This window comes from Variovorax ureilyticus, assembly GCF_037889935.1.
GTDB classification, from domain to species: Bacteria; Pseudomonadota; Gammaproteobacteria; order Burkholderiales; family Burkholderiaceae_C; genus Variovorax; species Variovorax ureilyticus.
In genome coordinates this window covers 71,975-96,247 of sequence record NZ_JBBKZU010000021.1, presented here as the reverse complement: position 1 = coordinate 96,247, position 24,273 = coordinate 71,975, and the positions used below count along the sequence as shown (strand labels likewise).

22 protein-coding genes are annotated in these 24,273 nt (G+C 62.8%); 18 read left to right on the top strand and 4 right to left on the bottom strand.

Translation table 11 applies throughout. From position 1 onward, the window contains the following. Positions 1–145 precede the first annotated feature (145 nt). Both WKW77_RS31285 and WKW77_RS31280 read left to right on the top strand, forming a co-directional pair. Positions 146–556: a RidA family protein gene (locus tag WKW77_RS31285; RefSeq protein WP_340360787.1), complete on the top strand. Its 411-nt coding sequence runs from the start codon at positions 146–148 to the stop codon at positions 554–556. A 32-nt stretch (positions 557–588) separates the two neighbouring features. Beyond that, positions 589–789: a hypothetical protein gene (locus tag WKW77_RS31280; protein WP_340360786.1), complete on the top strand. Its 201-nt coding sequence runs from the start codon at positions 589–591 to the stop codon at positions 787–789. 157 nt (positions 790–946) lie between these two features. On the opposite strand, the gene WKW77_RS31275 is transcribed toward WKW77_RS31280, so the two are convergent. Both WKW77_RS31275 and WKW77_RS31270 read right to left on the bottom strand, forming a co-directional pair. Further along, the gene (locus WKW77_RS31275; RefSeq protein ID WP_340360785.1) at positions 947–2,269 is read right to left on the bottom strand and encodes a lyase family protein; all 1,323 of its coding nucleotides are present in this window, start codon (positions 2,267–2,269) and stop codon (positions 947–949) included. A gap of 16 nt (positions 2,270–2,285) precedes the next feature. Next, entirely contained in the window at positions 2,286–3,287 is a 1,002-nt protein-coding gene (locus tag WKW77_RS31270) for a Bug family tripartite tricarboxylate transporter substrate binding protein (RefSeq protein WP_340360784.1), read from the bottom strand. 111 nt (positions 3,288–3,398) lie between these two features. On the opposite strand from WKW77_RS31270, the gene WKW77_RS31265 reads away from it, so the two are divergent. Both WKW77_RS31265 and WKW77_RS31260 read left to right on the top strand, forming a co-directional pair. Continuing rightward, a complete protein-coding gene (locus WKW77_RS31265) occupies positions 3,399–4,346 on the top strand; it encodes a LysR family transcriptional regulator (RefSeq protein WP_340360783.1) in 948 nt (315 codons plus the stop codon). Positions 4,347–4,637: 291 nt separating this feature from the next. Continuing rightward, on the top strand, positions 4,638–5,840 hold the full coding sequence (locus WKW77_RS31260; RefSeq protein WP_340360782.1) for an ABC transporter substrate-binding protein: 1,203 nt from the start codon (positions 4,638–4,640) through the stop codon (positions 5,838–5,840). Between the two features lie 46 nt (positions 5,841–5,886). Here WKW77_RS31260 and WKW77_RS31255 read toward each other — a convergent pair whose 3' ends face one another. Then, the gene (locus tag WKW77_RS31255) at positions 5,887–6,912 is read right to left on the bottom strand and encodes a winged helix-turn-helix transcriptional regulator (protein WP_340360781.1); all 1,026 of its coding nucleotides are present in this window, start codon (positions 6,910–6,912) and stop codon (positions 5,887–5,889) included. 158 nt (positions 6,913–7,070) lie between these two features. Here WKW77_RS31255 and WKW77_RS31250 point away from each other — a divergent pair, with 158 nt between their 5' ends. From WKW77_RS31250 to WKW77_RS31185, 14 genes are all read left to right on the top strand, one after another. Beyond that, positions 7,071–8,222, top strand: coding sequence for an iron-containing alcohol dehydrogenase (locus WKW77_RS31250; RefSeq protein WP_340360780.1), 1,152 nt, complete (start codon positions 7,071–7,073; stop codon positions 8,220–8,222). Further along, positions 8,219–8,656 carry an acyl-CoA thioesterase gene (locus WKW77_RS31245; protein WP_340360779.1) on the top strand — a complete coding sequence of 146 codons (438 nt, stop codon included), beginning with the start codon at positions 8,219–8,221 and terminating at the stop codon, positions 8,654–8,656. Before WKW77_RS31250 ends, WKW77_RS31245 begins: the two co-directional genes overlap by 4 nt. Before the next feature lie 41 nt (positions 8,657–8,697). Continuing rightward, entirely contained in the window at positions 8,698–10,236 is a 1,539-nt protein-coding gene (locus tag WKW77_RS31240) for an enoyl-CoA hydratase-related protein (RefSeq protein ID WP_340360778.1), read from the top strand. Positions 10,237–10,247: 11 nt separating this feature from the next. Beyond that, on the top strand, positions 10,248–11,123 hold the full coding sequence (locus WKW77_RS31235; RefSeq protein WP_340360777.1) for an FAD binding domain-containing protein: 876 nt from the start codon (positions 10,248–10,250) through the stop codon (positions 11,121–11,123). Then, the gene (locus WKW77_RS31230) at positions 11,120–11,653 is read left to right on the top strand and encodes a (2Fe-2S)-binding protein (protein WP_340360776.1); all 534 of its coding nucleotides are present in this window, start codon (positions 11,120–11,122) and stop codon (positions 11,651–11,653) included. The genes WKW77_RS31235 and WKW77_RS31230 overlap by 4 nt, the downstream gene beginning before the upstream one ends. Next, a complete protein-coding gene (locus tag WKW77_RS31225; protein WP_340360775.1) occupies positions 11,650–12,411 on the top strand; it encodes an N-acyl homoserine lactonase family protein in 762 nt (253 codons plus the stop codon). Before WKW77_RS31230 ends, WKW77_RS31225 begins: the two co-directional genes overlap by 4 nt. Further along, positions 12,404–14,803, top strand: coding sequence for a xanthine dehydrogenase family protein molybdopterin-binding subunit (locus tag WKW77_RS31220; RefSeq protein ID WP_340360774.1), 2,400 nt, complete (start codon positions 12,404–12,406; stop codon positions 14,801–14,803). Before WKW77_RS31225 ends, WKW77_RS31220 begins: the two co-directional genes overlap by 8 nt. Continuing rightward, complete coding sequence (locus WKW77_RS31215) at positions 14,694–15,566, top strand: SDR family NAD(P)-dependent oxidoreductase (protein ID WP_340360773.1); 873 nt, start codon at positions 14,694–14,696, stop codon at positions 15,564–15,566. The genes WKW77_RS31220 and WKW77_RS31215 overlap by 110 nt, the downstream gene beginning before the upstream one ends. Before the next feature lie 65 nt (positions 15,567–15,631). Then, on the top strand, positions 15,632–17,173 hold the full coding sequence (locus WKW77_RS31210; RefSeq protein WP_340360772.1) for a class I adenylate-forming enzyme family protein: 1,542 nt from the start codon (positions 15,632–15,634) through the stop codon (positions 17,171–17,173). 44 nt (positions 17,174–17,217) lie between these two features. Further along, positions 17,218–18,672 (top strand): NADP-dependent succinate-semialdehyde dehydrogenase, encoded by a 1,455-nt coding sequence (gene gabD / locus WKW77_RS31205; protein ID WP_340360800.1) that lies wholly within the window; start codon positions 17,218–17,220, stop codon positions 18,670–18,672. Further along, positions 18,672–19,436 carry an ABC transporter ATP-binding protein gene (locus tag WKW77_RS31200; protein WP_340360771.1) on the top strand — a complete coding sequence of 255 codons (765 nt, stop codon included), beginning with the start codon at positions 18,672–18,674 and terminating at the stop codon, positions 19,434–19,436. Before gabD ends, WKW77_RS31200 begins: the two co-directional genes overlap by 1 nt. A 13-nt stretch (positions 19,437–19,449) precedes the next feature. Then, positions 19,450–20,160 (top strand): ABC transporter ATP-binding protein, encoded by a 711-nt coding sequence (locus WKW77_RS31195; protein ID WP_340360770.1) that lies wholly within the window; start codon positions 19,450–19,452, stop codon positions 20,158–20,160. Between the two features lie 39 nt (positions 20,161–20,199). Then, entirely contained in the window at positions 20,200–21,120 is a 921-nt protein-coding gene (locus WKW77_RS31190; RefSeq protein ID WP_340360769.1) for a branched-chain amino acid ABC transporter permease, read from the top strand. A 73-nt stretch (positions 21,121–21,193) separates the two neighbouring features. Then, entirely contained in the window at positions 21,194–22,129 is a 936-nt protein-coding gene (locus tag WKW77_RS31185) for a branched-chain amino acid ABC transporter permease (protein WP_340360799.1), read from the top strand. A gap of 706 nt (positions 22,130–22,835) precedes the next feature. Here WKW77_RS31185 and pyk read toward each other — a convergent pair. Continuing rightward, the gene (gene pyk / locus WKW77_RS31180) at positions 22,836–24,254 is read right to left on the bottom strand and encodes a pyruvate kinase (protein ID WP_340360768.1); all 1,419 of its coding nucleotides are present in this window, start codon (positions 24,252–24,254) and stop codon (positions 22,836–22,838) included. Positions 24,255–24,273: the final 19 nt, after the last annotated feature.

Genomic DNA, 24,273 nt, shown 5'->3' with positions numbered 1-24,273 from the left:
CGGCCCGTGGAAATGCTCCGCCTACTGCGTTGTATTGCCGAATACAACAACTCGCCGTTCACTTGTTGACTTGTTGGTCTGAGCGGAGCTCTAACGGGTTTGCAGCCGTCAGGGTCTATACGCAAGCATCGTGGAGAAATAAGAGATGACTGCTACACAGCGATTGCGCCTACCCGAGAGTGATCCGACGTTCGGAGGCAACAAGGTTTTTGACCATTTCCAATACTCACCCGCCGTAACCGCGGGTGGTCTTGTCTTCATCGCCGGCCAAGTCGGCATTCGATCGGATGGCTCTATTCCAAAGCGCGCTGAGGAGCAGATTGAACTTGCATTCAAACGCCTTGGCGCAATTCTCACTCATCAGGAACTTGGGTTTGAGGACTTGGTCGAGCTCGTGAGTTACCACGTCAGAATCGACGAGCAACTTACTGCCTTCCGTGAGATCAAGGAGCGCTTTATTAACCGAGACTTCCCGACCTGGACGATCCTCGGTGTTGCATCGCTGGCGCGTCCCGATCTGCTAGGCGAGATCAAGGCGGTCGCGGCAGCGAAGTAGCTGAGAAGCGTCAATCATCTACCAGCGGGCTGGTGCCGTTGCAGTTGCGCGAGCGCTTCCACCCCGGCCGCGTGGGCGTGGTGCGTCGCGCCAACGAGGCGCTGCCGCATGCCGCGTCGCGGTTCCTGGCGCATTTCACGGAGCAGACACGCGCCTGCCTGGCCTCGGGTGATCCGCGGATGAAGCGCGTATTCCGCTCGGTGGAGTTGCTGGCGGAGGAACCGGCGGGCTAGTTTGGTTAAACGTGGACATCCGCGTGACGAGATTGAGGCAATTCAATGCGCACTCCGGCGGCGCTCGACAAGGGCGCCTATCCTGCCGAAGCCGGGTCCGCGTTGACCATGGCCGAACTGGAGCACTGGCTCGCCATCGAGATCTGCGAGCCCATCGTCAGCGGTGAACTGTCGCCGCCGCCGCATCTGCGATCTGCGGCGCCCGTCCGACGTATCGGCTCACGTCCAGCAGGTCCGGTCTGTCGACGAGCAGCGACCGGATCGCCTCGTTGTCGCTTGCAGCTTGTTGGAGCGAGCACCCTCGTTCTCTCGCGGTTCGGGTCAACCGTTGCATTTCGACGTGAGCCGTGTGCTTGCCCATGCGTTCGGCCAGCGCGAAGGTCATGGCCTCGGACATGATCATGCCCTGCGTGCGCTGGAGATTGGCGGCCATGTTCTGCGGCAGCACCACGAGTGCGTCCAGCAAGAGCCGAAGATTGAAAAGCAGGTCGCCCATCCCGACGCACATATCGCGCATCACATCCCCGTGTTGCGATGAATCGCGTTCGTAGACGACGAAAATCCATTCCAGCAGAGGCTGCACTCGCGCACTCACTTCGCGGGAACGGGATACAACGTCGATACACAAGGAGGGGTTCGACTTGTGAGGCATGGTCGATGATCCGACGGCACCGTTGGCCTCACGCACTTCATCCAGATCATCACCGCTCAGCAGGAAGATCTCCTGGGCCACGTGACCGCAGGTTCTTGCGGCAAGCGCTACGGCGCACCCGAATTCGGCGAAGCGATCACGGCTGCCTTTCCAGTCCACGATCTCGGGTTCGGCCAGGCCGAGCTCCGCCATGACCTCGCGCTCGATCACCGGGCCTTGTTCACCGAAGGCGGCGTATGTACCGACAGCACCGCTCAGGACGCCCGTCCGGTAGCGCGTCAGCCAGGCCTGGATCCGCGCGATGCTGCGGCCGTGCTCCGAGATCCAGGTAGCGACCTTCATGCCGAAGGTGAACGGCTGTGCGTGACGTCCGAGCGTGCGTGCAACCATTGGGGTCGCGCGATGCTCCGTCGCCAGCTCGGCGAGGCGGCTCTCGATGTCTCGCATCTGAGACGTCAGCTTGTTGCCAGCCTGTTGAAGCTGAAGGATCAGAACGGTATTGAACAGGTCCGCCGTGGTTGCGCCAAAGTGCAACCATTCGCGGCTTTCAGGATCTAGGCATGTCGTCCAGGCTTCGAGGATCGCCACCAGCGGGTGGCCGACCCGCGCGCGCTGGCGCGCCCATTCGTCGACGGGGAAGAAAGCCAGCTCGGCCTTTGCGCTGATGTCGCGGGCTGCCGCCTCGGGGACCAACCCGTGCCGCGACTGCACCCGAGCCAAAGCGGCTTCGAACGCCATGATGTGCTTGATGCTGGACCGCGCAGAAAAGATCTCAAGCAGGGTATCGCCAGCCGGTGTGGCTGCAGCATCGTCGGAAAGGCAGATCATGCAAAGAGCCCCGAGTTCAACGGTCGAGCTTTACAGTCGATGCGACTTGTCGATAGCGCGCATCTTCGCGTGCCAGCAGTTGAGCGAACTGTGCGGGTGAGCCGCCTTCGACACGAAAGCCGAGTTTGGCCAGCCCCTCTCGCACCTCGGGCTTCTTCAAACTCTGCGTGAGGGCAGCGTTCACTTTTTCGATCGCGGCCGAGGGTGTCTTCGAAGGTGCCATGAGGCCCAGCCAGGCATCCGTGGTGAAGCCCTTGATCTCGCGTCCTTCGTTGATGGTCGGCAGATCCTTGAAGCGATCGTCCCGATGCAGGCTCATCAAGCCGAGTGACTTCAGCTTGCCGTCCTGCACATACCCGATTGCGGAGGGCAGGGTCACCACGGCCAGGTCGATCTGCCCCCCCAGCAAGTCGGCATTCAGCGGGGCCGCTCCCTTGTACGGTACCGTGACCCAATCGACCTTTGCCTGGCTGGCCAGCATCGCCACGGCAATGTGCTGCAGTGTCCCCAGTCCCGGGATGCCCACGTTGAATGACCCCGGTTTCTTGCGCAGCACTGTGAGCAGATCGTCAATATGGTTCGCCGGAACCTTGGGATTGGCGACGAGAACGAAGGGCGTGACGCCGATTTCACCGATCGGTGCCAAATCCTGGTGCTTGTAACCAGTGCCGGGATTGACGATCGGCGCGAGGACCACTTCGTTGATCGTTCCGGCCAGGAGCGTGTAGCCGTCGGGTGTGGAACGTACGACTTTTTGCGCGGCGATGGCACCCGACGCCCCAGCAACATTGTCGACGACCACCGATTGTCCCAGCGCCTGACCGAGGTGCGTGGCAACCAATCGCGCGGCAGCATCCGTGGCGCCACCTGCCGGGAATGGCACGACGAGGCTGATCGGCTTGGCCGGAAAAGCCTGTGCGGCGGCCAATCCCGGTGCGAGTGCGACCGCACAGATCGCGGCCGCCAACCGAAGGGATCGAGAGGCGCGACGAGGCGCAAGGTGGGAAGTGAAACGCATGGTTGTCTCCGCGAGGTTGCTCTGATGCGGCCAAATTCTTGACGTCTACGAACAAGGCAGCAACATGCCAATGGTCTTAAGCTATAGGCTATTCAAATACCTTCAGAAGTCATGGTCAACTCGGTCTCTGACGCTCCAACTGCTCTGGTACGTCGCCTGCTGCACTACGCACGGCCCCGACAGTTGCAACTCGTCGTGCGCATGGCGGAACTCGGCGCCATCCAGAAAGCGGCTGAAGCTCTCGGCATGAGCCAGCCATCCGCCACCCAGGCGCTGACGCGCCTCGAAGGGCTCTTGGGCGTCACGCTTTTTGATCGGCATGCCCGCGGAGTGCGCCTGACCCGTGAGGGGACCTTGCTGATGCCGGCACTGAACCGAGCACTTGCTTCGTTCGACATGTTGGCTCGTGATGCCGCCCATGTGGGTCAGGGGGCGAGTGGATTGGTCCGGATCGCCGGGATCGCCGCAGCAAGCACGGCTGTTGTCGCGCCGGCCTTGCCTACGCTGTGTGCTTCGCATCCGGAACTCTGGATCGACTATCGCGAGATCGATGCTTCGCAGATCCCGTCGCTGTGCAGCGAAGACGGCGCAGACATCGCGTTGTGCCGGGCTTCGGTGGCCGTGCCCGATGGCTATTCGTTCGTTGGACTCAAGCAGGATAGCCTTGGCGTCTATTGCGCAAGTGACGACCCTCTCGCGGCGCGTCGGACGCTCAGTCCGCGCGCCTGCGCCAACGCGACGTGGCTCATGCCGCCGATGGAATCTCCGCCCCATCGCGCGTTTGTCGAGTTGTGCAAGCAGATGAACCTGAGTCCGAATGTTGCGCGCTTCGGTACACGGACCCTGGGCGTCAGCGTCGCGCTGGTATGTCGGCTGCGGCTCCTCTATGTCGGGCTGGAGAGCCACGTGAGTCCGTTCGTGGATGCTGGCCAATTGCGGCGACTGCCGCTGGCAGTGCCTGGCTCCGTGGACTGGATCGGCATGCTTGTGCGAGAACGGATGCGAGCTGAATCGGTTGAAGTTGTCGCTCGGCACCTTGCGACGTGGGCCGCGCGCTGATCGCCCGGGGGATATCCAAGTGCCGATCGTCGCCGCGCTGCTGGGCGGACGCAGTGCAGCGTACGCGAGGGGAACGCTGCGGCAGCGGCGGAGGGTTGCGCATCCTGGGGCTGGCCCGCGCTCACCTGCGTAAGTGCGCAAACCTGGTGTAGGTGCGTCTGGGGAAAACACCGATCATGACTTGCAATATTGGACTATGCAAGTCACTTGCATTGATGGATCATCTCCGGGCTGCTGCTTCACCTGTTCTTTCCCCACTTGAGCTAGAGGATCGTTATGAAGATTTTCCGCATGATTCGCACGAGCGTGGCCGTCGCTATAGCTGCGCTTTCCACCACTGTCTGGGCCCAGGCCAAGATCTCGGACAACGTCGTACGAATCGGCGTGCTGACCGACATGTCCGGCCAGTTCTCGCACGAGTCGGGCAAGGGCTCGGTCACTGCGGTGCAGATGGCCGTCGAGGACTTCGGGGGCAAGGTCCTTGGCGCGCCTGTCGAGGTGATCTCCGCCGATCACCTCAACAAGCCCGACGTTGCACTCGCGAAGGCGCGCGAGTGGTATGACACGCAGAAGGTCGACATGATCACCAATCTGATCAACTCGGCCATCGCATTGGGCGTCGCCAACGTGGCCAAGGACCGCAATCGCATTGCGATCGTCAACGGGTCTGGCAGTTCGAAGCTGACGAACGACTCGTGCACACCAAACAGCATCCACTACGCCTACGACACGTACGCGTTGGCCAACGGCACCGCCCGTGCGCTTCTCGACAAGGGAGACAACACGTGGTTCTTTCTGACAGCGGACTACGCGTTCGGTCAGGCGCTGGAGGCGGACACCGCGGCTATCCTGAAGGCGCGCAACGGCCGGGTCGTCGGCAACGTTCGCTACCCCGTGGAGACAAGCGACCACTCGTCGTTCCTGCTCAGAGCCCAGGACTCGAAGGCGAAGGTGGTAGCGATCGCAGGATCAGGCTCCTCGTTCGTTAACGCGGTCAAGTCGGCGCATGAGTTCGGCATCGGCGCAAAGCAAACGATCGCCGGCTTGCTGGTCTGGCTGACCGACGTTCACTCGCTGGGTCTGGAAACCGCCCAGGGCATGCTGCTGACCGACGGCTTCTACTGGGATCGCGACGAAAAAACTCGCGCGTGGTCCAAGCGCTTCTTCGAGCGCATGAAGCGCATGCCGCATATGGGCGACGCTGGCGACTACTCCTCGACCATGCACTACCTGAATGCCGTGCAGGCCGCGGGGACAGACGAGGCCGGCGCGGTCATGGCCAAGATGAAGGCGATGCCGATCAACGACTTCTTTGCAACCAACGGCCGCATTCGCGAGGACGGTCGCATGGTCCACGACATGTACGTGTACGAGGTGAAGAAGCCGTCGGAGTCGAAGTACCCGTGGGACTACTACAAGCTGCGGGCCACGATCCCCGCGGAGGAGGCTTTCCGGCCGCTGTCCGAGAGCTCTTGCCCGCTCGTGAAGAAGTAGGAAGGCAGAGCGGCCGCGTCACCTGCGGCCGCCGAGTCCTGCGACGCTACGCCGCCGCAGGATCGCGGTAGTTCATCCGATAGCGCATGTCGACGGCGCTCAAGGCCTTGAGGCACTGGTCGCACGCCACGGTCGGCACGAAGTCGTTCCCGCAGGTCGTATGGGTCAAGATCAATGGTGGCTCGCCCCCTGCAAGCCACGTGTCCCCCCAACGCAGCATTGCCAACATCGGGCCGAAGAGATCGCGACCCTTGTCGGTGAATCGATACTCGAAGCGCTCAGGACCGTCCTGGTACTTCACGCGTCGGAAGACACCCTCTGCAACCAGTCTGTTCAGGCGATCCGTCAGGATGTTGGGTGCGATGCCCAATCGAGTCTGCAGATCATCGAAGCGACGCACGCGAAAGAAGGCTTCTCGAATGATCATGAAGCTCCAACGGTCGCCGATGACCTGCAGCGCCCTTGCGACCGAGCTGGGGCGACGACGTTCCAAAGCGGTAGGGTCAGTGGATCGTCGACTGGTGCGCGTGTCCGGCACCGGGCCACTGCCGGCTCCCGGCCCGTCGCGGTAAGTGACCTCGCGAGCGAGGATCTCCTCTTTGCATGCGGAGCAAACGACCACGGCAGTACAGGGCTGACCGCAGCCCTCGTGAATCAGCTGCAGGGGCTTGACCTTGCGTCCGGCGAGCCAGCGGTCGCCGAAGGTCATCAACGCAAGCATGACCGGGTACAGGTCCAATCCCATGCGAGTGAGCTGGTATTCGTAGCGAACCGGCCGCTCGGAGTACGCCACCTGGCGAAGCAGCCCAAGTGTCGTCAGCTTGCGCAGACGATCCGTCAAGGTCGTGCGCGGCAGACCCAGCATGTCCTTGAAGCGCTCAAAGCGGCGAACGCCGAAATAGCACTCTCGCAGGATCATGAAGCTCCATCCGTCACCGATCACATCGATGGTTCTACCTACCGAGCAGTTGCGCTCGCGTGGAGCCCCATTCGCAGTCACCGTGCGTGCTGGAGGCGAGGAATGCTTCGGGGCAGCTTTGGAATGGGCGATCTGCGCGGTCGGGATGGCCATGGATAGGGTGGAAGAAGAGGTAGGCGGGTGTCGGCATGCGGCCGCCGCGTTGTTCGCAGTCTAAGCCCAGGCGTGTTTTCCCGTACCGGTCGATTTTCCTCTTGCAAATCCGGATAGTCCGTCCAATAATGCAAGTCAACAGCTTTGAGAATCCTCCGATGCAAGATTTCGACTTCAACACAGCGCGTTCCTTGAGCGTGATGAGGGGCGGCGCGACGCGCCTCGGGGAACGCGTGAGCACGATGGGCTTCAAGAGCGTGCTTGTCGTGACGGACCGAGATCTACTCGCCGCAGGCATGCTGGACAGCACCTTGAGAGGTCTCTCCGCTTGCGGCGTCGCACACCACGTCTTTTCCGACGTCGTCGCCGATCCGCCGGAGTCCGTGATCGTCGATGCTGCCGCAGCGGCGTCTGCTTGCAATGCCGAGTGCGTCATCGGCTTCGGCGGCGGCAGCTCGCTGGATGCGGCGAAGCTGGCAGCCCTGCTCGCCCGTAGCAAGGAGCCCCTCTCGCAGGTTTACGGCGTGAATCAAGCCCAAGGCCCGCGCTTACCGCTGATTCTGGTTCCGACGACTGCAGGCACGGGATCGGAGGTCACCCCCATTTCGATCGTGACCACGGGTCCTGGTGAAAAGAAGGGCGTTGTCTCGCCACTCCTGCTTCCGGATGTGGCACTGCTCGACGCAGAGCTGACCCTCGGGCTGCCGCCGCATGTCACCGCGGCCACCGGCATCGATGCAATGGTGCATGCCATCGAGGCTTACACGAGCCGGCGTCTCAAGAATCCGATCTCCGATTGTCTCGCTCGCGACGCATTGCGGCTGCTCGCAGGCAGCCTGCACCCGGCATGCCATGAGGGCAAGAACGTCAAAGCGCGAGAGGACATGCTCCTGGGTGCCTGTCTGGCGGGCATCGCTTTCGCCAACTCGCCCGTGGCCGCGGTGCACGCACTGGCGTACCCGGTGGGCGCGCGCTTCCACGTGCCCCACGGCCTGTCGAACGCGCTGGTGCTCGCGCCTGTGGTGCGCTTCAACCTGGACGCGGCGACTCAGCAGTACGCGCAGATCTGCGATGTGATCATGCCGGAGGTGTCCGGTACCGAGCGGCAGAAAGCATCGGCCCTCGCAGACTACCTGGGCAAGCTGACCGCCGAGTTGAACCTGCCGACCCGGCTGCGTGACGTCGGGATCGCGAAGGCAGACATCGCTCAACTGGCAATCGACGCCATGAAGCAGACCCGCCTGCTCGTCAACAACCCGCGTGAACTCACCGAGGCCGACGCCGTGGCCCTGTACGAGGAGGCACTATGAGCGAAAAGGCCCGACCGACGAGCCGCGACAGCTATCGTCATTTCATGCGGATTGACACACGCTGGGGCGACAACGACTCGTACGGACACGTGAACAACGTCGTGTACTACGCGTTCTTCGATACGGCTGTCAATCGCTACCTCATCGAGCGAGGTGTTCTCGACATCTCGGGCAGTCCTGCAATCGGCCTGGTCATCGAGACCCGTTGCACCTACTTCTCCTCGATCGGGTTTCCCGACACCGTTGATGTCGGCTTGAAGATCGTCCATTGCGGTAACAGCAGCGTGCGCTACGAGATTGCGCTGTTCCGCAACGATCAGCCCACGGCCTCCGCCGTCGGCGAGTTCGTCCATGTGTATGTCGAGCGCACGAGCAACCGTCCGACTCCGATCCCGGCAGACGTGCGCGGCGTCCTGCAGTCCCTCGTGGGCTGAGGACGGAATTCGTAGCTCAAGAGCAATAGGAGACAGAGAAAATGGAGATCTTGGGCGAAGCCCGCTTGGGCGCAACGCGAGAACTCGTTTGGGAGGCGCTGAACGACCCGGAGATCCTGCGCGCCAGCATCCCGGGCTGCGAATCCCTTGAGAAGGCCGAAGATGGCTCCCTGAGCGCGACCGTAGTGTCCAAGGTCGGTCCGATCAAGGCGCGCTTTGCCGGAAAGGTGACTCTTTCCAACATCGTGCCCCCGCGCAGCTACACGCTGACGGGCGAGGGCTCTGGCGGAGCGGCTGGTTTCGCGAAGGCGGACATCGGGGTGAACCTCGACGCGCTGGACGCCAATCTGACGCTGTTGCGCTACTCCGTAAAAGCCACAGTGGGCGGCAAACTCGCACAACTTGGCTCCCGGATGGTAGATGCTGCCGCACGCAAGTCCGCCGACGACTTCTTCGAGTTGTTCAGCGAGCAGGTGACATCGCGCGCAGCCACCGCCGCCCACGCGCAAACGCAGGCGGCCGTCGACCTGTCGGCTCTGGCCGGTCTGGGCCAGCTTGACGCCCCGGTGTGCGCCGCTGGACCGGCGTCGCCGCCACCGCCTGCCGCTCCTGCTCCTGCAGTGGCGCCCGCTGCCCCATCGGTCCAGGCCGCCCTCTCAAAAGCTCCAGTTGCCGCGGGGGCGACGCCTGCTTCTGCCGCGTCGACGAGCGCTGCAATGGACGTCCTGACATCCGAGATGGTCAAGGTCTGGATCTCCGATCAGATCGCCGTGGTGACGCTCAACCGGCCCGACAGCCGCAACGCGATGACATATGCGATGTGGCAGGCGATCCCCATCATCTTCGGCGCGCTGGCCCGCAACCCTGAGGTCCGCGCGATTATCTTGACCGGCGCCGGCAGCGACTTCTGTGCCGGCGCGGACATCGCCGAGTTCGAAGCAGTCCGGGGGAACGCCGCGCAGGCCACCGAGTACGAAGTGGCGGTGGATGCCTGCTGCGACGCCATCGCCAACGTGTCCAAGCCGACCATTGCCGTTCTCAACGGCTACTGCCTGGGCGGCGGTGCGCACCTGGCCATGTCCTGCGACTTCCGCTATGCCTCGACGGAGGCCGTCTTTGGCATACCTGCCGCACGTTTTTCCATCATCTACGGCGTCAAGGGAACCCGAAAGCTCCTCGCTCTGGTGGGCCTGCCCGAGGCAAAGAAGATCCTGTTCGGCGCGCAACGCTTCAACGCAGACCGAGCGCTTCAGATCGGGTTCGTCGATCACATCGCCACCGGCTCTGCAGGCACCTCCAGAGGTTGGCTCGAGCGACTCATCGGAGGCGCTAAAACCCGCGGGTCTGGCGTAGCGGATCCAATGGCCGACGCCCGTGTGTTTGCCCGGTCTCTGGCCGACAACGCGCCGCTGACGATCTCCGGTGCCAAGGCGCTGCTGAACGGCATGGCCATGGGAACAGGCACGCTCGACCTCGTGCACGCAGATGCCTTGATCGCGGCGGCGGCCGCCAGCGAGGACTACCGTGAAGGTCGGGCTGCCTTCGGCGAGAAGCGCGCGCCGCGGTTCAAGGGCCGCTGAGCGAGGGCAACATGAAGCCGGCACCGTTTGACTACTGCTGCCCCGATACGGTCGAGGAGGCGTTGAGCGTCCTCGCCGAACGCGGGTCCGACGCCAAGGTCATGGCCGGAGGCCAGAGCTTGACGCCGATGCTGAACTTCCGCGTCGTCCGGCCGGAGATCATCGTTGACATCAGCCGCCTCATCGAACTGGACTATGTCCGCGACCGCGACGACGGCGGGCTCACGGTGGGTGCGTTGACGCGTCACCGGGTGATGGAGACGTCCGCACAAGTGGCGCGCGTCTTCCCTGTGATCCCAGAGGCGATGAAATACGTGGCCCATCTGGCGATCCGTAACCGCGGCACGATCGGAGGGAGCCTCTCGCACGCAGATCCTGCGGCAGAACTGCCAATGCTCAGCAGGCTCCTGGACGCAACGATGGTTGCGCGCTCGGTGCGCCGGGAGCGATCCATAAAGTCCGAGGACTTCTTTATGGGCCCGCTGACCAGTTCGTTGGAGGAAGACGAATTGCTCGTGTGCATCGAGATGCCCGGCGTAGCCCACAACGGATGGGCCTTCGAAGAGTTTTCGCGTCGGGCCGGAGACTTTGCGCTGGCGGCCGTCGGCGTCATGTTGGACGTGACAGACCGCGAGATAGTCCATGCACGCGTTGCCATGATGGGTGTGGGCGATACGCCGTTGCGGAGACACGCGGCAGAGGAAGCGCTGATCGGCCGAGCGCTAGACGAGAAAGCGCTCGGCGATGCGATCGATGCGGCGTGCGATTCGCTCGATCCCCGTCGAGACCTTCAGGCATCGCCGGAGTTTCGCCGTCACCTTGCCCGAACCGTGATGGAGCGGGTTTTGCGCAAGGCATGGCAACGCGCAATAGGAGAAAGCTCATGAGCGACCGCGCGATCCCTTTGTACCCCGTCTGGATGGTAGTGAACGGCCAGGTCGAGGAACACAACGTTGAGCCTCGTTTGCTGCTCTCGGACTTCTTGCGCCACACGCTTGGCCTGACTGGGACCCACGTGGGCTGCGAGCACGGCATCTGCGGCGCGTGCACCGTGATGATGGACGGCGATAGCGTGCGTTCCTGCTTGACGCTCGCGGTAAGGGCGAACGGCTCGGAGATTACGACCGTTGAGGGCATGGGCAGCGTCGAGCAACTCAGCCCCATCCAGGAAGCGTTCAGGGAGTGCCATGGGCTGCAGTGTGGCTTCTGCACGCCCGGAATGCTGGCCACCTGTACCGACGCGCTCCAGAAATACCCCTTGGAATCCGATGAGGAGATCCGCGATGTCCTCTCTGGAAACCTGTGCCGCTGCACCGGATACCAGGGAATCGTCGAAGCACTGCGCGTGTGCGCAACGGCCAAGAATGCGCTTCGCGAGGCCGCAGGTACCGACGAGGATCAGGGAGAGAAGCGATGAAGATGCACATTCTCTGCGGGGGGCGACTTCGGATGCGCAAGAGCGTCTACCTCCCAGACGCTGAGCGAACCGAAACGATCGATCTCCCGGTCTCGAGCGTCCTCCTTCGCCACGCCCAGGGAAATGTGCTCTTTGACACGGGCTGTCACCCCAGCACCTTGAACGAGGCTGAGGCCCGCTGGGGAGCAATGGCGAAGGCCATGGTTCCCATCGGCGGCCCGAACGACAACGTGGTGTCGGAGCTGGCGACATTGGGGATGACCCCACAGGACATCGACGTGGTCGTGGCTTCCCATTTTCACTCCGACCACTGCGGCTGCAACGAGTTCTTCAAGCGTGCCACCCTGGTGTGCCATCGGAAGGAACTCGAGGCAGCGCAAGGTCCGGACGCGATCAGGAATGGCTACATCCCCGCAGACTGGCAGCATCCGATGCCGACCCAGCTCATCGAGGCGCAGCACGATCTCTTCGGCGACAGCCGCATGGTCCTTCTGCCGCTGCCTGGGCACACCGCCGGAGCCATCGGGGCACTCGTGTCCCTGGATCGCGACGGAACCTTCCTGTTGGCATCGGACGCTGCGGCCCTCCGGGCGAACCTCGACCGGGAGATCATTCCACGCAACACCTGGAACGCCGAGCAGGCGTCGGTGTCCCTGCGCGAGATCCAACGCATTGAGCGCTCCGGTGCCACCGTGATCTTCGGTCACGACCACCAGCAGTGGAGCGAGATGCGCAAGGGAGTGGACTCGTATGAGTGAACCCGACATCGACCATTCCCCGGACCTCGGGGCACTCCAGGAAGGCAGGCTGGTGGGCAAGCCAGTGCGGCGCGTCGAAGACGCCCGCCTGCTCGCAGGCCTGGGCCGGTATGTGGACGACAGGCCATCGGCGCATGCCTTGCACATGGCCGTCTTCCGAAGCGATCAGGCCCATGCACGCGTCGACGCCATTCGCACCGACGCAGCGCGCGCATTGCCTGGGGTACGGGGCGTCTACGTCTGGCAGGACATTGCCGGGTTGATCAAGCCCGCGCTGGCTACGTCCCGCATGAGTGGCTACCAGCCGACGCCGATCCATGCCTTGGCCAACGGCGTTGTCCATTTCGTGGGCGAGCCGGTCGTGGCGGTGCTCGCCGACAGCCGCTACATCGCCGAGGACGCGTTGGACCTCATCGAGGTCCACTACACCGAACTTCCAGTTGCCACCGATCCGGAAGTCGCGGCTCAGCCCGGTGCACCGCTACTGCACGCAACGCTGAAGAGCAACGTCCTGGTCGAGCGGGCATTTGCGCGTGGCGAGGTGGATGAGGCCTTCAACGATGCCCCCCACGTCATCAGCGGCCGCTTCCGTTTTCACCGCAAAACCTCGCTGGCCATGGAGAGCCGCTGCTACATGGCGGAGGTCGAGCGTGGCCGCGACGCCTTGACGCTCTACACCTCGAGCCAGGTGCCCGGGATCATCCGGGACGGCTTGGCGGACCTGTTGGACATGCCGGGCAACAGGCTGACCGTGATTGCCCCGGATGTCGGGGGCGGCTTCGGCGGCAAGACCTCGCTGTATCAGGAAGAAATGCTGGTCTGCGTGCTGGCCCGCAAGACGGGCAAGGCCGTCAAGTGGACCGGCGACCGCCTCGAGGACCTGATGTCCACGAGCCAGGCCTTCGACGAGCGCGTCAACGCCTCTCTTGCCATCAGCGAAGATGGCCTCATCCTGGGGCTGCGCGCCGAAGTGATCGGCGATGTCGGCGCGTATTCGATCTACCCCTGGACCGCGGGAATCGAGCCCGTGCAGGTCATCAGCTTTCTGCCCGGACCCTATAGGGTGCCGTGCTATCACGGGCATGTTCGAGGCGTGACGACCCCGAAGTCGCCGACCGGCCCCTACCGCGGCGTCGGACGGCCGACGTCGACCTTCGTCATGGAGCGGCTGCTCGACATGGCCGCAGTCGAATTGGGCATCGACCCGACCGAGATTCGCCGCCGAAACCTGGTGCGACCGGAGGAGTTCCCATACAAGACCGCTGTCGGCATCGTCTGGGACCGCTCCGCTTTTATTGAAGGGCTGGATGCCGCGATGGAGCGCTTTGACTACCACGCGGCGCGGCGTGCGCAGGCGCAGGCGCGGGCCGAGGGGCGATGGATCGGCATCGGCATCGCGTGCTACGCGGAGCTATCCGGCATCGGTTCGCGAATCTCAGCCTCGCCGGGCATGCCGATCAACACCGGAACTGATACATGTGTGATCCAACTCGACTCCACCGGAGCGCTGACTGCCTCCTTCGGATGCGCTTCGCACGGACAAGGCCACGAGACGACCTTGGGCCAGGTGCTCGCTGACGAGCTCGGTGCGCGCATCGAGGATCTGCGCGTGGTGACTGGCAGCAGCGCGGCCGTGCCCCACGGTACCGGAAGCTATGCGAGTCGAACAGCCGTCATCAGCAGCGGTGCCGGCATCCTCGCAGCTCGCGAACTGCGGGCGCGGATGTTGCGGGTCGCTGGTCACCTCTTGGGCACGACGCCCGAGGACCTGGACATCACCGAGGGCGTGATCAGCGCCAGGTCGAGCGGCGCCCGGATGACCTTCCCCGAACTGGCCAGAGCCTTGTATTCGCAAATGGGCCGCGTGCCCGCCGAGGTGCGTGAAGAGATGTGCGTCACGCGAGTCTACGACCCGGTGGTGGGGACGACGAGTTCCGCGACCCACATGGTCCAGGTCGAGGTGGATCCGAAGACCTATGGCGTCCACATCCAGCGTTATGTCATCGCCGAGGACTGCGGCCGCATCATCAACCCGCTCATCGTGACGGGCCAGACCCGGGGCGCAATGGCTCAAGGTGTCGGGGCGGCGTTGCTGGAGGAAGTGGTCTACGACGCAGACGGCCAGTTGCTAACCGCCAGTCTTGTGGATTACCTGGTCCCCTCGGCACCCGAGGTGCCGGACGTGGAGCTTGTCCATCTGCCCGCGGTTGCTCCCAACACCCTCGGCGGATTCCGTGGGATGGGTGAGGGAGGAACGATCGGCGCCCCTGCGGCGATCGCCAATGCCATCTCTGACGCCCTGGCGCCGTTTGGCATTGGGATCACTGAACTTCCCGCCACGCCGGAACGCCTGTTCCGGCTCATCCACGCGGGCCAACCTCATTCAACTTAAGGAAAGATTCATGAAATTAGGACTCGAAGGCAAGGTCGCGCTGATCACGGGCGGTGCGCGGGATGTTGGTCGCGAGATCGCAGTCGGCCTCGCCAATGAAGGCGCAGCCGTCGTTGTCAACTACAACGGTTCGAAGGCTGCCGCGCAAGCGGTGGTCTCCGAGATCCGTGAGCGCGGCGGCAAGGCCCTGGCCATCGGTTGCGACATTTCCAAGATGGACGCAGTCAAGGCGATGGTGGCGCAAACCGTGGCTGAATTCGGTCGCCTGAACATCTTGGTCAACAACGCTGGCCTGGTGATCCGCAAGCGCTTCGCCGATACCACCCCGGAAGAATGGCAGCGGCAGATCGACGTGTGCCTGTACGGCACGCTGAACTGCACGCACGCGGCCCTTCCGCACCTCGAAGAGAGCAAGGGAGAAGGCCGGATCATCACCATCGTCGGCGACTCCTCGCGCGTCGGCGAATCCGGGCTGGCTCTGGGTGCGGCTGCACGCGCGGCCAACGTTGCTTTGATGAAGTCGATCGCCAGGGAAACCCGCGCCGGCCTGACCGCCAACACGCTGGCACTGGGCCTCATCGAGACCGCTCACGACCCCGAGTTCATCAAGGCGAATCGCGAAAAGCTCACCAAGCTCTACCCGCTGCGCCGACTCGGCCAGCCGAAAGACGTCGCGCCCATGGCGGTGCTGCTGGCGTCCGTCGAAGGTGGCTGGATCACGGGTCAGGTCATCAGCATCAGCGGCGGGTTCAGCATGGTTTGAGACAGGTTGCCTGGCCACGTCAGTGGGCCGGGCCTGCATAGGAGACAAAAATGATTCGTACGGATTTGATTGCGCCCATCGGTGAGCTGGTTCGCAGGCACGCCAAGGATCGCCCCGACAAGGTGGCTTTCGAAGACGCCAAGGGCGCTTCGATCACTTACGGCGAGCTCGCCGCCAGGACTGCGGCCGCAGCCGGCCACTTCCAGGATCGCGGACTCGAAGCCGGAGACACGGTAGCGATCATGCTGCCCAACTCGGTGGACTGGGTCGTTTCCTGCGTGGCCATCGCGAGAGCAGGCTGCGTCAGTGTGCCCATCAGCCACGAGGCGGCTGAAAATGAAGTGCACTACCGCTTGGGAGACGCTCGCTGCAAAGCGATCGTGGTTTCTCCGAGCCAGCTCCCGCTGATCGAGCAGCTGCGGCCCAGATTGCCCCACCTGCAGCTCATCATCCTGGCAGGTAGCGACGACCCGACCGACCAGCTGTCGCTTGCGCTGCTCGTCCAGAGCGCAGCGCGATCGCAGCCTCGCGATCTCACGGACCTGCATGCGACCTCCTTCATCGTCTACACCTCCGGAACGACAGGGCGCCCAAAGGGCGTGATGCTTTCGCAGCACAGCATGCTGTGGGTCATTGCCGCGTGCTGGGCGCCGATCGCCGGGCTCAGCGCCGAGGATGTCCTGTTGGCTCCATTGCCGCTGTACCACTCCTACGCACTGAACCTGTGCGTCATCGGCGTGCTCGCGACCGGCGCTTCGGAATTCCTGCTCGAGAAGTTCTCGACTCAGGATGTGCTGGCCAGGCTGCGCACCGGCCGATACACGCTCATGCCAGGTGTTCCCACGGTGTTCCACTATTTGCTGGAGGGTGGCCGTGCCGGTTGCGAGACGGTTGCGCCTGGCATCCGCTACTTCATCTCGGCGGGGGCCATTCTCCCGGCCGCGCTCAACCGCGAATTCGAAGCGGCATTCGGCCGACCGCTCCTCGACGGCTATGGCATCACCGAGACCTCGACGATGGTCACGATGAATTCGCCCCAGGTGCCCCGGACAATGGGTTCTTGCGGGGTGCCACTGCCTGGCGTGGCTGTTCGCATCGTCGATCACCAGGGCGTCGATGTTTCGTGCGGTGAAGAAGGCCAGCTGATCGTGCGCGGACCCAACGTCATGCAGGGCTACTTGAACAAGCCCGAGGAGACGGCCTCGGCGATCCTGGGAGGGTGGTACCAGACCGGTGACCTGGCTCGAATCGATGTCAACGGCTATGTGACCATCACCGGCCGGCTCAAGGAACTGATCATCCGCGGCGGCCAAAACATTGCGCCTGCCGAAGTGGAAGAGGCAGTGCTGTCGCACCCGGATGTCCTGGACTGCGCCGCCATTGGCATCGCACATCCGTTCCTTGGCGAGGTGCCGGTCGTTTGCGTCGTAGCACGAGAAGGACATGAGATTGATGGCGAGGCCATTCGGGCGCATTGCGCTCGGCTGATCTCTCCCTACAAGGTTCCCCAGTCGGTGAACCTGGTCAGCGCCATCCCACGCACGGGCTCCGGCAAGATCCTTCGCTTCAAGCTCCGCGAAGCGATTGGACCGGTGACCTCGGCCTGATACCCGTCGCAATCACCCATTCAGCCGTAGACGGCGAGGACATCATGACAGCCCTTCAATTGAACGATCCGTCGCTGTGGCGACATCAGGCTTACATCGACGGCGCCTGGGTCGACGCCGACGACGGCGAAACCATCGTCGTCAAGAACCCCTCGGACGGCTCGGACCTGGGCACGGTGCCCCGGATGCGAGCGGAGGAAACATCCCGGGCCATCGATGCTGCGAACATCGCGGGCATCGAATGGCGCCGTCGCACGGGGAAGGAGCGCGCCGCCATCCTGCGCCGCTGGTTCGAACTCATCATGGAGAACCAGAACGATCTCGCCGCTCTGATGACCGCCGAGCAGGGCAAGCCCCTGACGGAGAGCCGCGGCGAGATCGCGTACGCCGCCTCTTTCGTCGAATGGTTCGCCGAGGAAGCCAAGCGCGTCTACGGCGACACCATTCCCGGCCATGCCCCCGACAAGCGCATCGTGGTGATCAAGCAGCCGATCGGCGTCTGCGCCGCCATCACCCCGTGGAACTTCCCGGCCGCCATGATCACCCGCAAGGCAGGCCCGGCGCTGGCCGCAGGCTGCACCATGGTGTTGAAGCCGGCGAGCCAGACGCCGTTCTCCGCGTTGGCGTTGTGCGTCCTGGCCGAGCGCGCCGGTGTGCCGAGGGGCGTCCTGTCGTGCGTGACGGGCGCAGCGGGCCAAATCGGCGCCGAGCTGACGTCCAACCCGCTCGTTCGAAAGCTCAGCTTCACGGGTTCTACGGAAGTCGGCAAGGTCCTGCTGGAGCAGTGCGCTTCTTCCGTGAAGAAGACGTCGATGGAGCTTGGTGGCAACGCGCCGTTCATCGTGTTCGACGATGCCGATCTCGATGCTGCGGTGAAAGGAGCGCTGATCTCGAAGTTCAGAAATGCCGGCCAAACATGCGTCTGCACGAATCGATTTCTGGTCCAGGATGGCGTCTACGAGGCCTTCGCTCAAAAGCTCGCAAAGGCCGCCGCGGAACTGCAGGTGGGTGACGGCGCTGCGCCGGGCACTGTCATCGGTCCGCTGATCGACACGGGCGCCATTGCCAAGGTCGAAGAGCACGTCAACGATGCCCTGCAGCGTGGTGCGCGCGTGCTGGTCGGGGGCGAGCGCCTCGGTGGCAACTTCTACGCGCCAACGGTGCTGGCAGACGCCAAGCCAGACATGCTCATCTTCAAGGAGGAGACGTTCGGCCCGGTCGCGCCGCTATTTCGATTCAAGACCGAGGCGGAAGCCATTGCGCTCGCCAACGACACCAACTTTGGGCTGGCCTCTTACTTCTACGGCCGCGACATCGCCCGGGTCTGGCGCGTGGCCGAGGCACTCGAGTTCGGCATGGTCGGCATCAACGAAGGTCTGATCTCCACTGAAGTCGCGCCCTTCGGTGGCGTCAAGGAAAGTGGTCTCGGCCGCGAGGGTTCGAAGTACGGCATCGACGACTACCTTGAAATCAAGTACCTCTGCATGGGGGGTATGTGATGGGGGTCGAACCAGGAGACGTCCTGCTCGAGACGACCGGGCTGCGCAAGGAGTTCAAAGGCTTTGTCGCTGTGGATGGGGTGTCGCTGAAGGTCCGCCGTGGCGACATCCACGCGCTGATCGGACCAAACGGCGCTGGAAAGACCACGATGTTCAACCTGCTGACGAAGTTCTTGCCCCCGTCTGCCGGAACCGTCGTCTTCAAGGGGCAGGACATCACGGGGGCCGATCCTGCGCAAACGGCGCGGATGGGCATCGTTCGTTCCTTCCAGATCTCAGCGGTCTTTCCCCACATGACCGTACTCCAGAACGTTCGAATCGCATTGCAGCGAGAGCTGAAGAATTCATTCCACTTCTGGCGTCCGCGCCGCTCGATCGACGTGCTGAACGACCGTGCTTTGGCGTTGCTTTCGGACGTCGGACTCGTCAAGTTCGCCAACGAACAGACGAGCTCTCTGTCCTACGGCCGCAAGCGTGCGCTTGAGATCGCGACAACGCTTGCGCTCGATCCCGAGCTGATGCTCCTGGATGAACCCACGCAGGGCATGGGCCATGAGGACGTCGGCATGGTCATCGACCTGATCAAACGAGTCTCGGCCAACCGGACCATCCTCATGGTGGAGCACAACATGAACGTAGTCTCCCGGATCGCAGATCAGATAACCGTGCTTCAGCGAGGCTCGATCCTGGCAGAAGGATGCTACGGCGACGTTTCGAAGGATCCGCGCGTCGTCGAAGCCTACATGGGGACTGCGGTCCACTGATCGGGAGATGGCGATGAACAAACGTTCCCCCATGCTGCGCGTGTGCGGGCTGAACGCCTGGTACGGAGAATCCCACATCCTTCACGGCATCGATTTCGAGGTCGGCGAGGGGGAAGTGGTTACCCTTCTAGGCCGCAACGGAGCGGGTCGAACCACCACGCTTCGAGCGATTCTCGGTATGACCGACCGTCGCACCGGCGAAGTCGAGATTCGCGGGCAGGACGTCATGGGACTGCCTGATCACCGAATCGCGCACCTGGGCGTAGGTTATTGTCCGGAGGAGCGAGGGATCTTCGCTGGCCTGAGCACCGAGGAAAACCTCAAGCTGCTTCCCCTGGTAGACCAGAACGGCATGTCGATCGACGAGATCTACGACATGTTCCCGAACTTGAAGCTGCGCGCGAAAAGCCCCGGCACACGTCTCTCAGGCGGCGAACAGCAGATGCTCGCAATGGCGCGGATCCTTCGCACCGGCGCAAAGTTGCTCTTGCTCGATGAGATCACGGAAGGTCTGGCTCCCGTCATCGTCCAGAAGCTGGGCGAGGTGATCCTCGATCTGCGCAGCAAGGGGTACACGATCGTGCTTGTCGAGCAGAACTTCAGATTTGCTGCGCCGCTTGCGGATCGGCACTACGTCATCGAGCGAGGTCGGGTCGTCGAGACGATTCAAAGCGACGAACTCGCCAGCAAACAAGCACTTCTCGACGAGCTTCTGGCCGTCTGAGACCGAGACTACAAACTTCGAGACAAAGAGGCACGCACGATGGATGCATTGCTCAACATGAGCCCACAGGCGCTGTTCGCTCAGCTTCTGATCGGGCTGATCAACGGTTCGTTCTACGCGGTACTGAGCCTGGGTCTGGCGATCATCTTTGGATTGCTGAACGTCATCAACTTCGCACACGGGGCGCTCTACATGCTCGGAGCCTTCGTCGCCTGGATTGGCATGACGCAGCTGGGCCCGTGGATCGGACAACCCGACCTCGTTGTGAACTACTGGCTCGCGCTTGGGCTCGCGCCGCTCGTCGTCGCGGTCTTCAGTGTAGTGATCGAGCGAACGATGCTGCGACGCCTGTACCGGCTCGATCACCTGTACGGGCTCCTGTTCACCTTTGGGCTCGCGCTCGTACTGGAGGGGCTGTTCACGCACTGGTACGGTGCAGCCGGTCAGTCTTACGCGGTCCCGCCGGCACTGTCCGGTCCCGTGCGACTTGAACAGCTCCAGATCGTGCTGCCGAAATACCGCTTGTGGGTAGTAGCAGCCTCCGCTGCGATCTGCCTTGCCACCTGGTGGGCCATCGAGAAGACGAAATTGGGCGCATACATGCGCGCAGGCACAGAGAACCCCAAGTTGCTCAAGGCCTTTGGCGTCAACGTTCCGTTGCTCATCACGCTGACATACGGCTATGGCGTGTTCCTGGCAGGGTTTGCCGGCGTCTTGGCCGCACCCGTGTTCCAGGTCAGTCCGCTCATGGGATCGAACCTCATCATCATCGTCTTCGCGGTCGTCGTCATCGGTGGCATGGGCTCGATCGGCGGCGCAATCCTGACGGGGTTGGCGCTTGGCCTCATTGAAGGCCTTAGCAAGGTCATCTACCCGCAGGCCTCCGCAATCACGATTTTCATCATCATGGCCATCGTGCTGATGGCCAAGCCGGCAGGACTGTTCGGCAAGACAGCTTGAGAGGCGCAGTATGAAGACCCCAACTCTGACGGCGGCCCGATCGATCAACGTCCCAAGGACGGACAACCAAGCAATGCTGCGCAGAGGCAATGCGTGGTGGCTGTGTCTTTTGCTACTTGCGCTGGCCGCTCCTTTCCAGAGCGTCGTCTATCCGGTCTTTATCATGAAGATCCTGTGCTACGCCTTGTTTGCCTGCGCCTTCAATCTACTGCTCGGCTACGCAGGCCTTCTCTCGTTCGGACACGCAGCGTTCTTCGGCGGCGCCTCCTATGCGACTGCCTACCTCTGCACGAGCCTAGGTGTTGGACCATTGACCGGAATTGCCGCCGGTGCACTGGTCGGCGTGGTGCTCGGCACTGTAGTGGGAGCGATAGCGATACGTCGCTCGGGCATCTACTTCGCGATGGTCACGCTCGCCTTGGCGCAGCTGATCTACTTCGTCGCGCTGCAGGCGCCCTTCACCGGCGGCGAAGACGGCATCCAGAACGTCCCCCGTGGCCATTTGCTCGGCCTCATCGACCTGAGCAACGACACAGCGATGTACTACGTAGTCCTGGTCATCTTCTGTGCTGGGTCTGCCCTGATTCATCGGGTCGTTCATTCACCATTTGGCGAAATTCTCACCGCCATCAGGGACAACGAAGCAAGAGCCATATCGCTAGGGTATCGAGTGAATCACTACAAGCTGGTTGCGTTCGTGCTCTCTTCGGGCCTGGCCGGTCTTGCGGGTTCCACAAAGGCCCTGGTTTTCCAGGTTTCGACCTTGGCGGATGTACATTGGCACGCCTCCGGAGAGGTCGTGCTCATGGCGCTGCTCGGCGGGGTGGGAACGCTGCTGGGCCCGGTCGTGGGTGCCGGCATCGTCGTGACCTTGCAGAACTATTTGTCCGATGCCGGATCGTGGAGCACCGTGATCATCGGTTTGGTGTTCATGGCCTGCGTCTTGGCGTTCCGTCGCGGGATTGTGGGGGAATTCAAGGCCTACCTCGAGCAGCGGCGTCGTCGCTGAAGCGATGACGACATGCAGGCGCTGGAACGCTACGATAGTGGGACTTGCCGAACATCCCCGGGGAAAGCTATGAGCATCTATCCGCACGCGGAGTCACCTTGGCCCCAGTTTGAGCATTCGGCTCTTCCGGGATATGCATGCATTGGATGGGTTTGCCCCGGCGACTTCGAATCGTTGATCAAGTCCATTCGCGTGACCGGACTTGAAGAGGAAGAGATCGACGCGCTTGTTCGTGCGGCAAGGGCCGACACGCGCGATGAAAGCCTCGGCGACGGACACGCGATCGCGCAATGGTTCTCCGGGATGCGTGTGAAATGCTCGCATGGACTTTGTGGTGTCACAACCCAGACGCTCATATGGGTGGTGCAACCCATGCTTCACAGGTACACGCCGGCACTTTCGTTGGACACCGAAGGCCGAAGAGCAGGATCTGGCTGCGAGTCCGGATGATGGTCCGTTCCCTGAGGCGGACTGGCGGCTTGGATGGAGATGCGGTTGCACCACCAGCTCTTGAGCGAAGTATGTCAAATCGCGGGGCGTGATCAGGAAAGGGACCCGTTGCTGGGTGCATGGATAGTAAGGCCAGGGGCGACAACCGACAGGATGACCTCAGTCGCGACAGTCTGACTACCGTGCAAGTCGAGCAGTTCAAAACCGCCGTTGTATTGAACGGATCGCGTGGTGCTCGAGCGTGGGTACCAGGGTTTCAGATTTGCGCAATGCGCAACAGGTTCGTGGTACCGGGTGCGCCGAACGGCATTCCGGCCGAGATGACGATGGTCTGACCGGAGGCACCGAAGCCTTCTTTCACGGCGGTCCGAACGGCCAGATCGCTCATCTCCAGCACGTCGGCGACCTCGTGGCACAGCACGGCATGAACGCCCCATACCAGCGCCAGCCGTCGAGCGGTGGCGAGTCGCGGCGTCATGCCGATGATCGGAGCACCGGGTCGCTCGCGGGACATGCGCTGCGCCGAATAGCCCGAGCTCGTGTAGGCGACGGTGGTGGCGGCATTGAGGAGGCCTGTCACATCTCTCATGGCCAGGCCGATGGCATCGGCAGCCAGCGACAGCGGTTCGGAGCGCGATGCATCGATTGAGACGCGGTAGTTTGGATCACTCTCCGTATGCGCGATGATGCGACTCATCATTTTCACCGCCTCGACAGGGTAGCGGCCGCTCGCCGACTCCGCGGAGAGCATCACCGCGTCTGCCCCTTCATAGATCGCGGTCGCGACGTCCGATGCTTCTGCGCGTGTAGGAACCGGCGCTCCAACCATTGATTCCAGCATCTGGGTTGCCACGATCACCGGCTTTCCAGCGCGACGACAGGCACGGATGATTCGTTTCTGAATCGAAGGGACCTGTTCGGCGGGCATCTCCACGCCCAAATCTCCGCGCGCTACCATGACGGCGTCCGTCTCGGCGACGATAGCATCCAGTGACGAAATAGCCGCGGGCTTCTCCAGCTTCGCAATGATTCCTGCACGGCCCTCGACAAGATTGCGTACCTCGATCACGTCCTCGGGTCGTTGGACGAACGAGAGCGCCACCCAGTCCACGCCGAGCGAAAGGCCAAAGCTGAGGTCGGCCCGGTCTTTCTCTGTCATCGCCGAAAGGGGCAGGACCACCCCGGGCACGTTGACGCCTTTACGATCCGATAGTGTGCCGCCGTTCACCACCCGAGTGTTGGCGAAGTCCTTTCCGAAGCTCTCAACGCGCAACCGCAGACGCCCGTCATCCAGGAGCAGTTCGGTGCTGCCGGTCTTCAACGCAGCAAAGATCTCGGGGTGTGGCAGCGCGACCCGTTCAATGCTTCCCGGCGACTGGGTGTCCAGGTCAAGCCGGAAAGGTGCGCCTTCGACCAGGTTGATGGGTCCGTTGGAAAAGGTACCGATGCGCAGCTTTGGACCTTGCAGGTCAAGAAGGATGCCGATTGGCCGACCGCTCTCTCGTTCGATTTCGCGTATGACTTCAAGCCGTCGTCTGTGGTCCTCGTGCTTGCCGTGGCTGAAGTTCAATCGAAAGACGTCTGCTCCGGCGTCGAAGAGTGACCGGATGGTGTCCCGGTCGTCGCTCGCTGGCCCCAGGGTCACCACGATCTTGGCTTGCTTGCTGCGTCGCATCTTTCAACTTCTCCTGTTG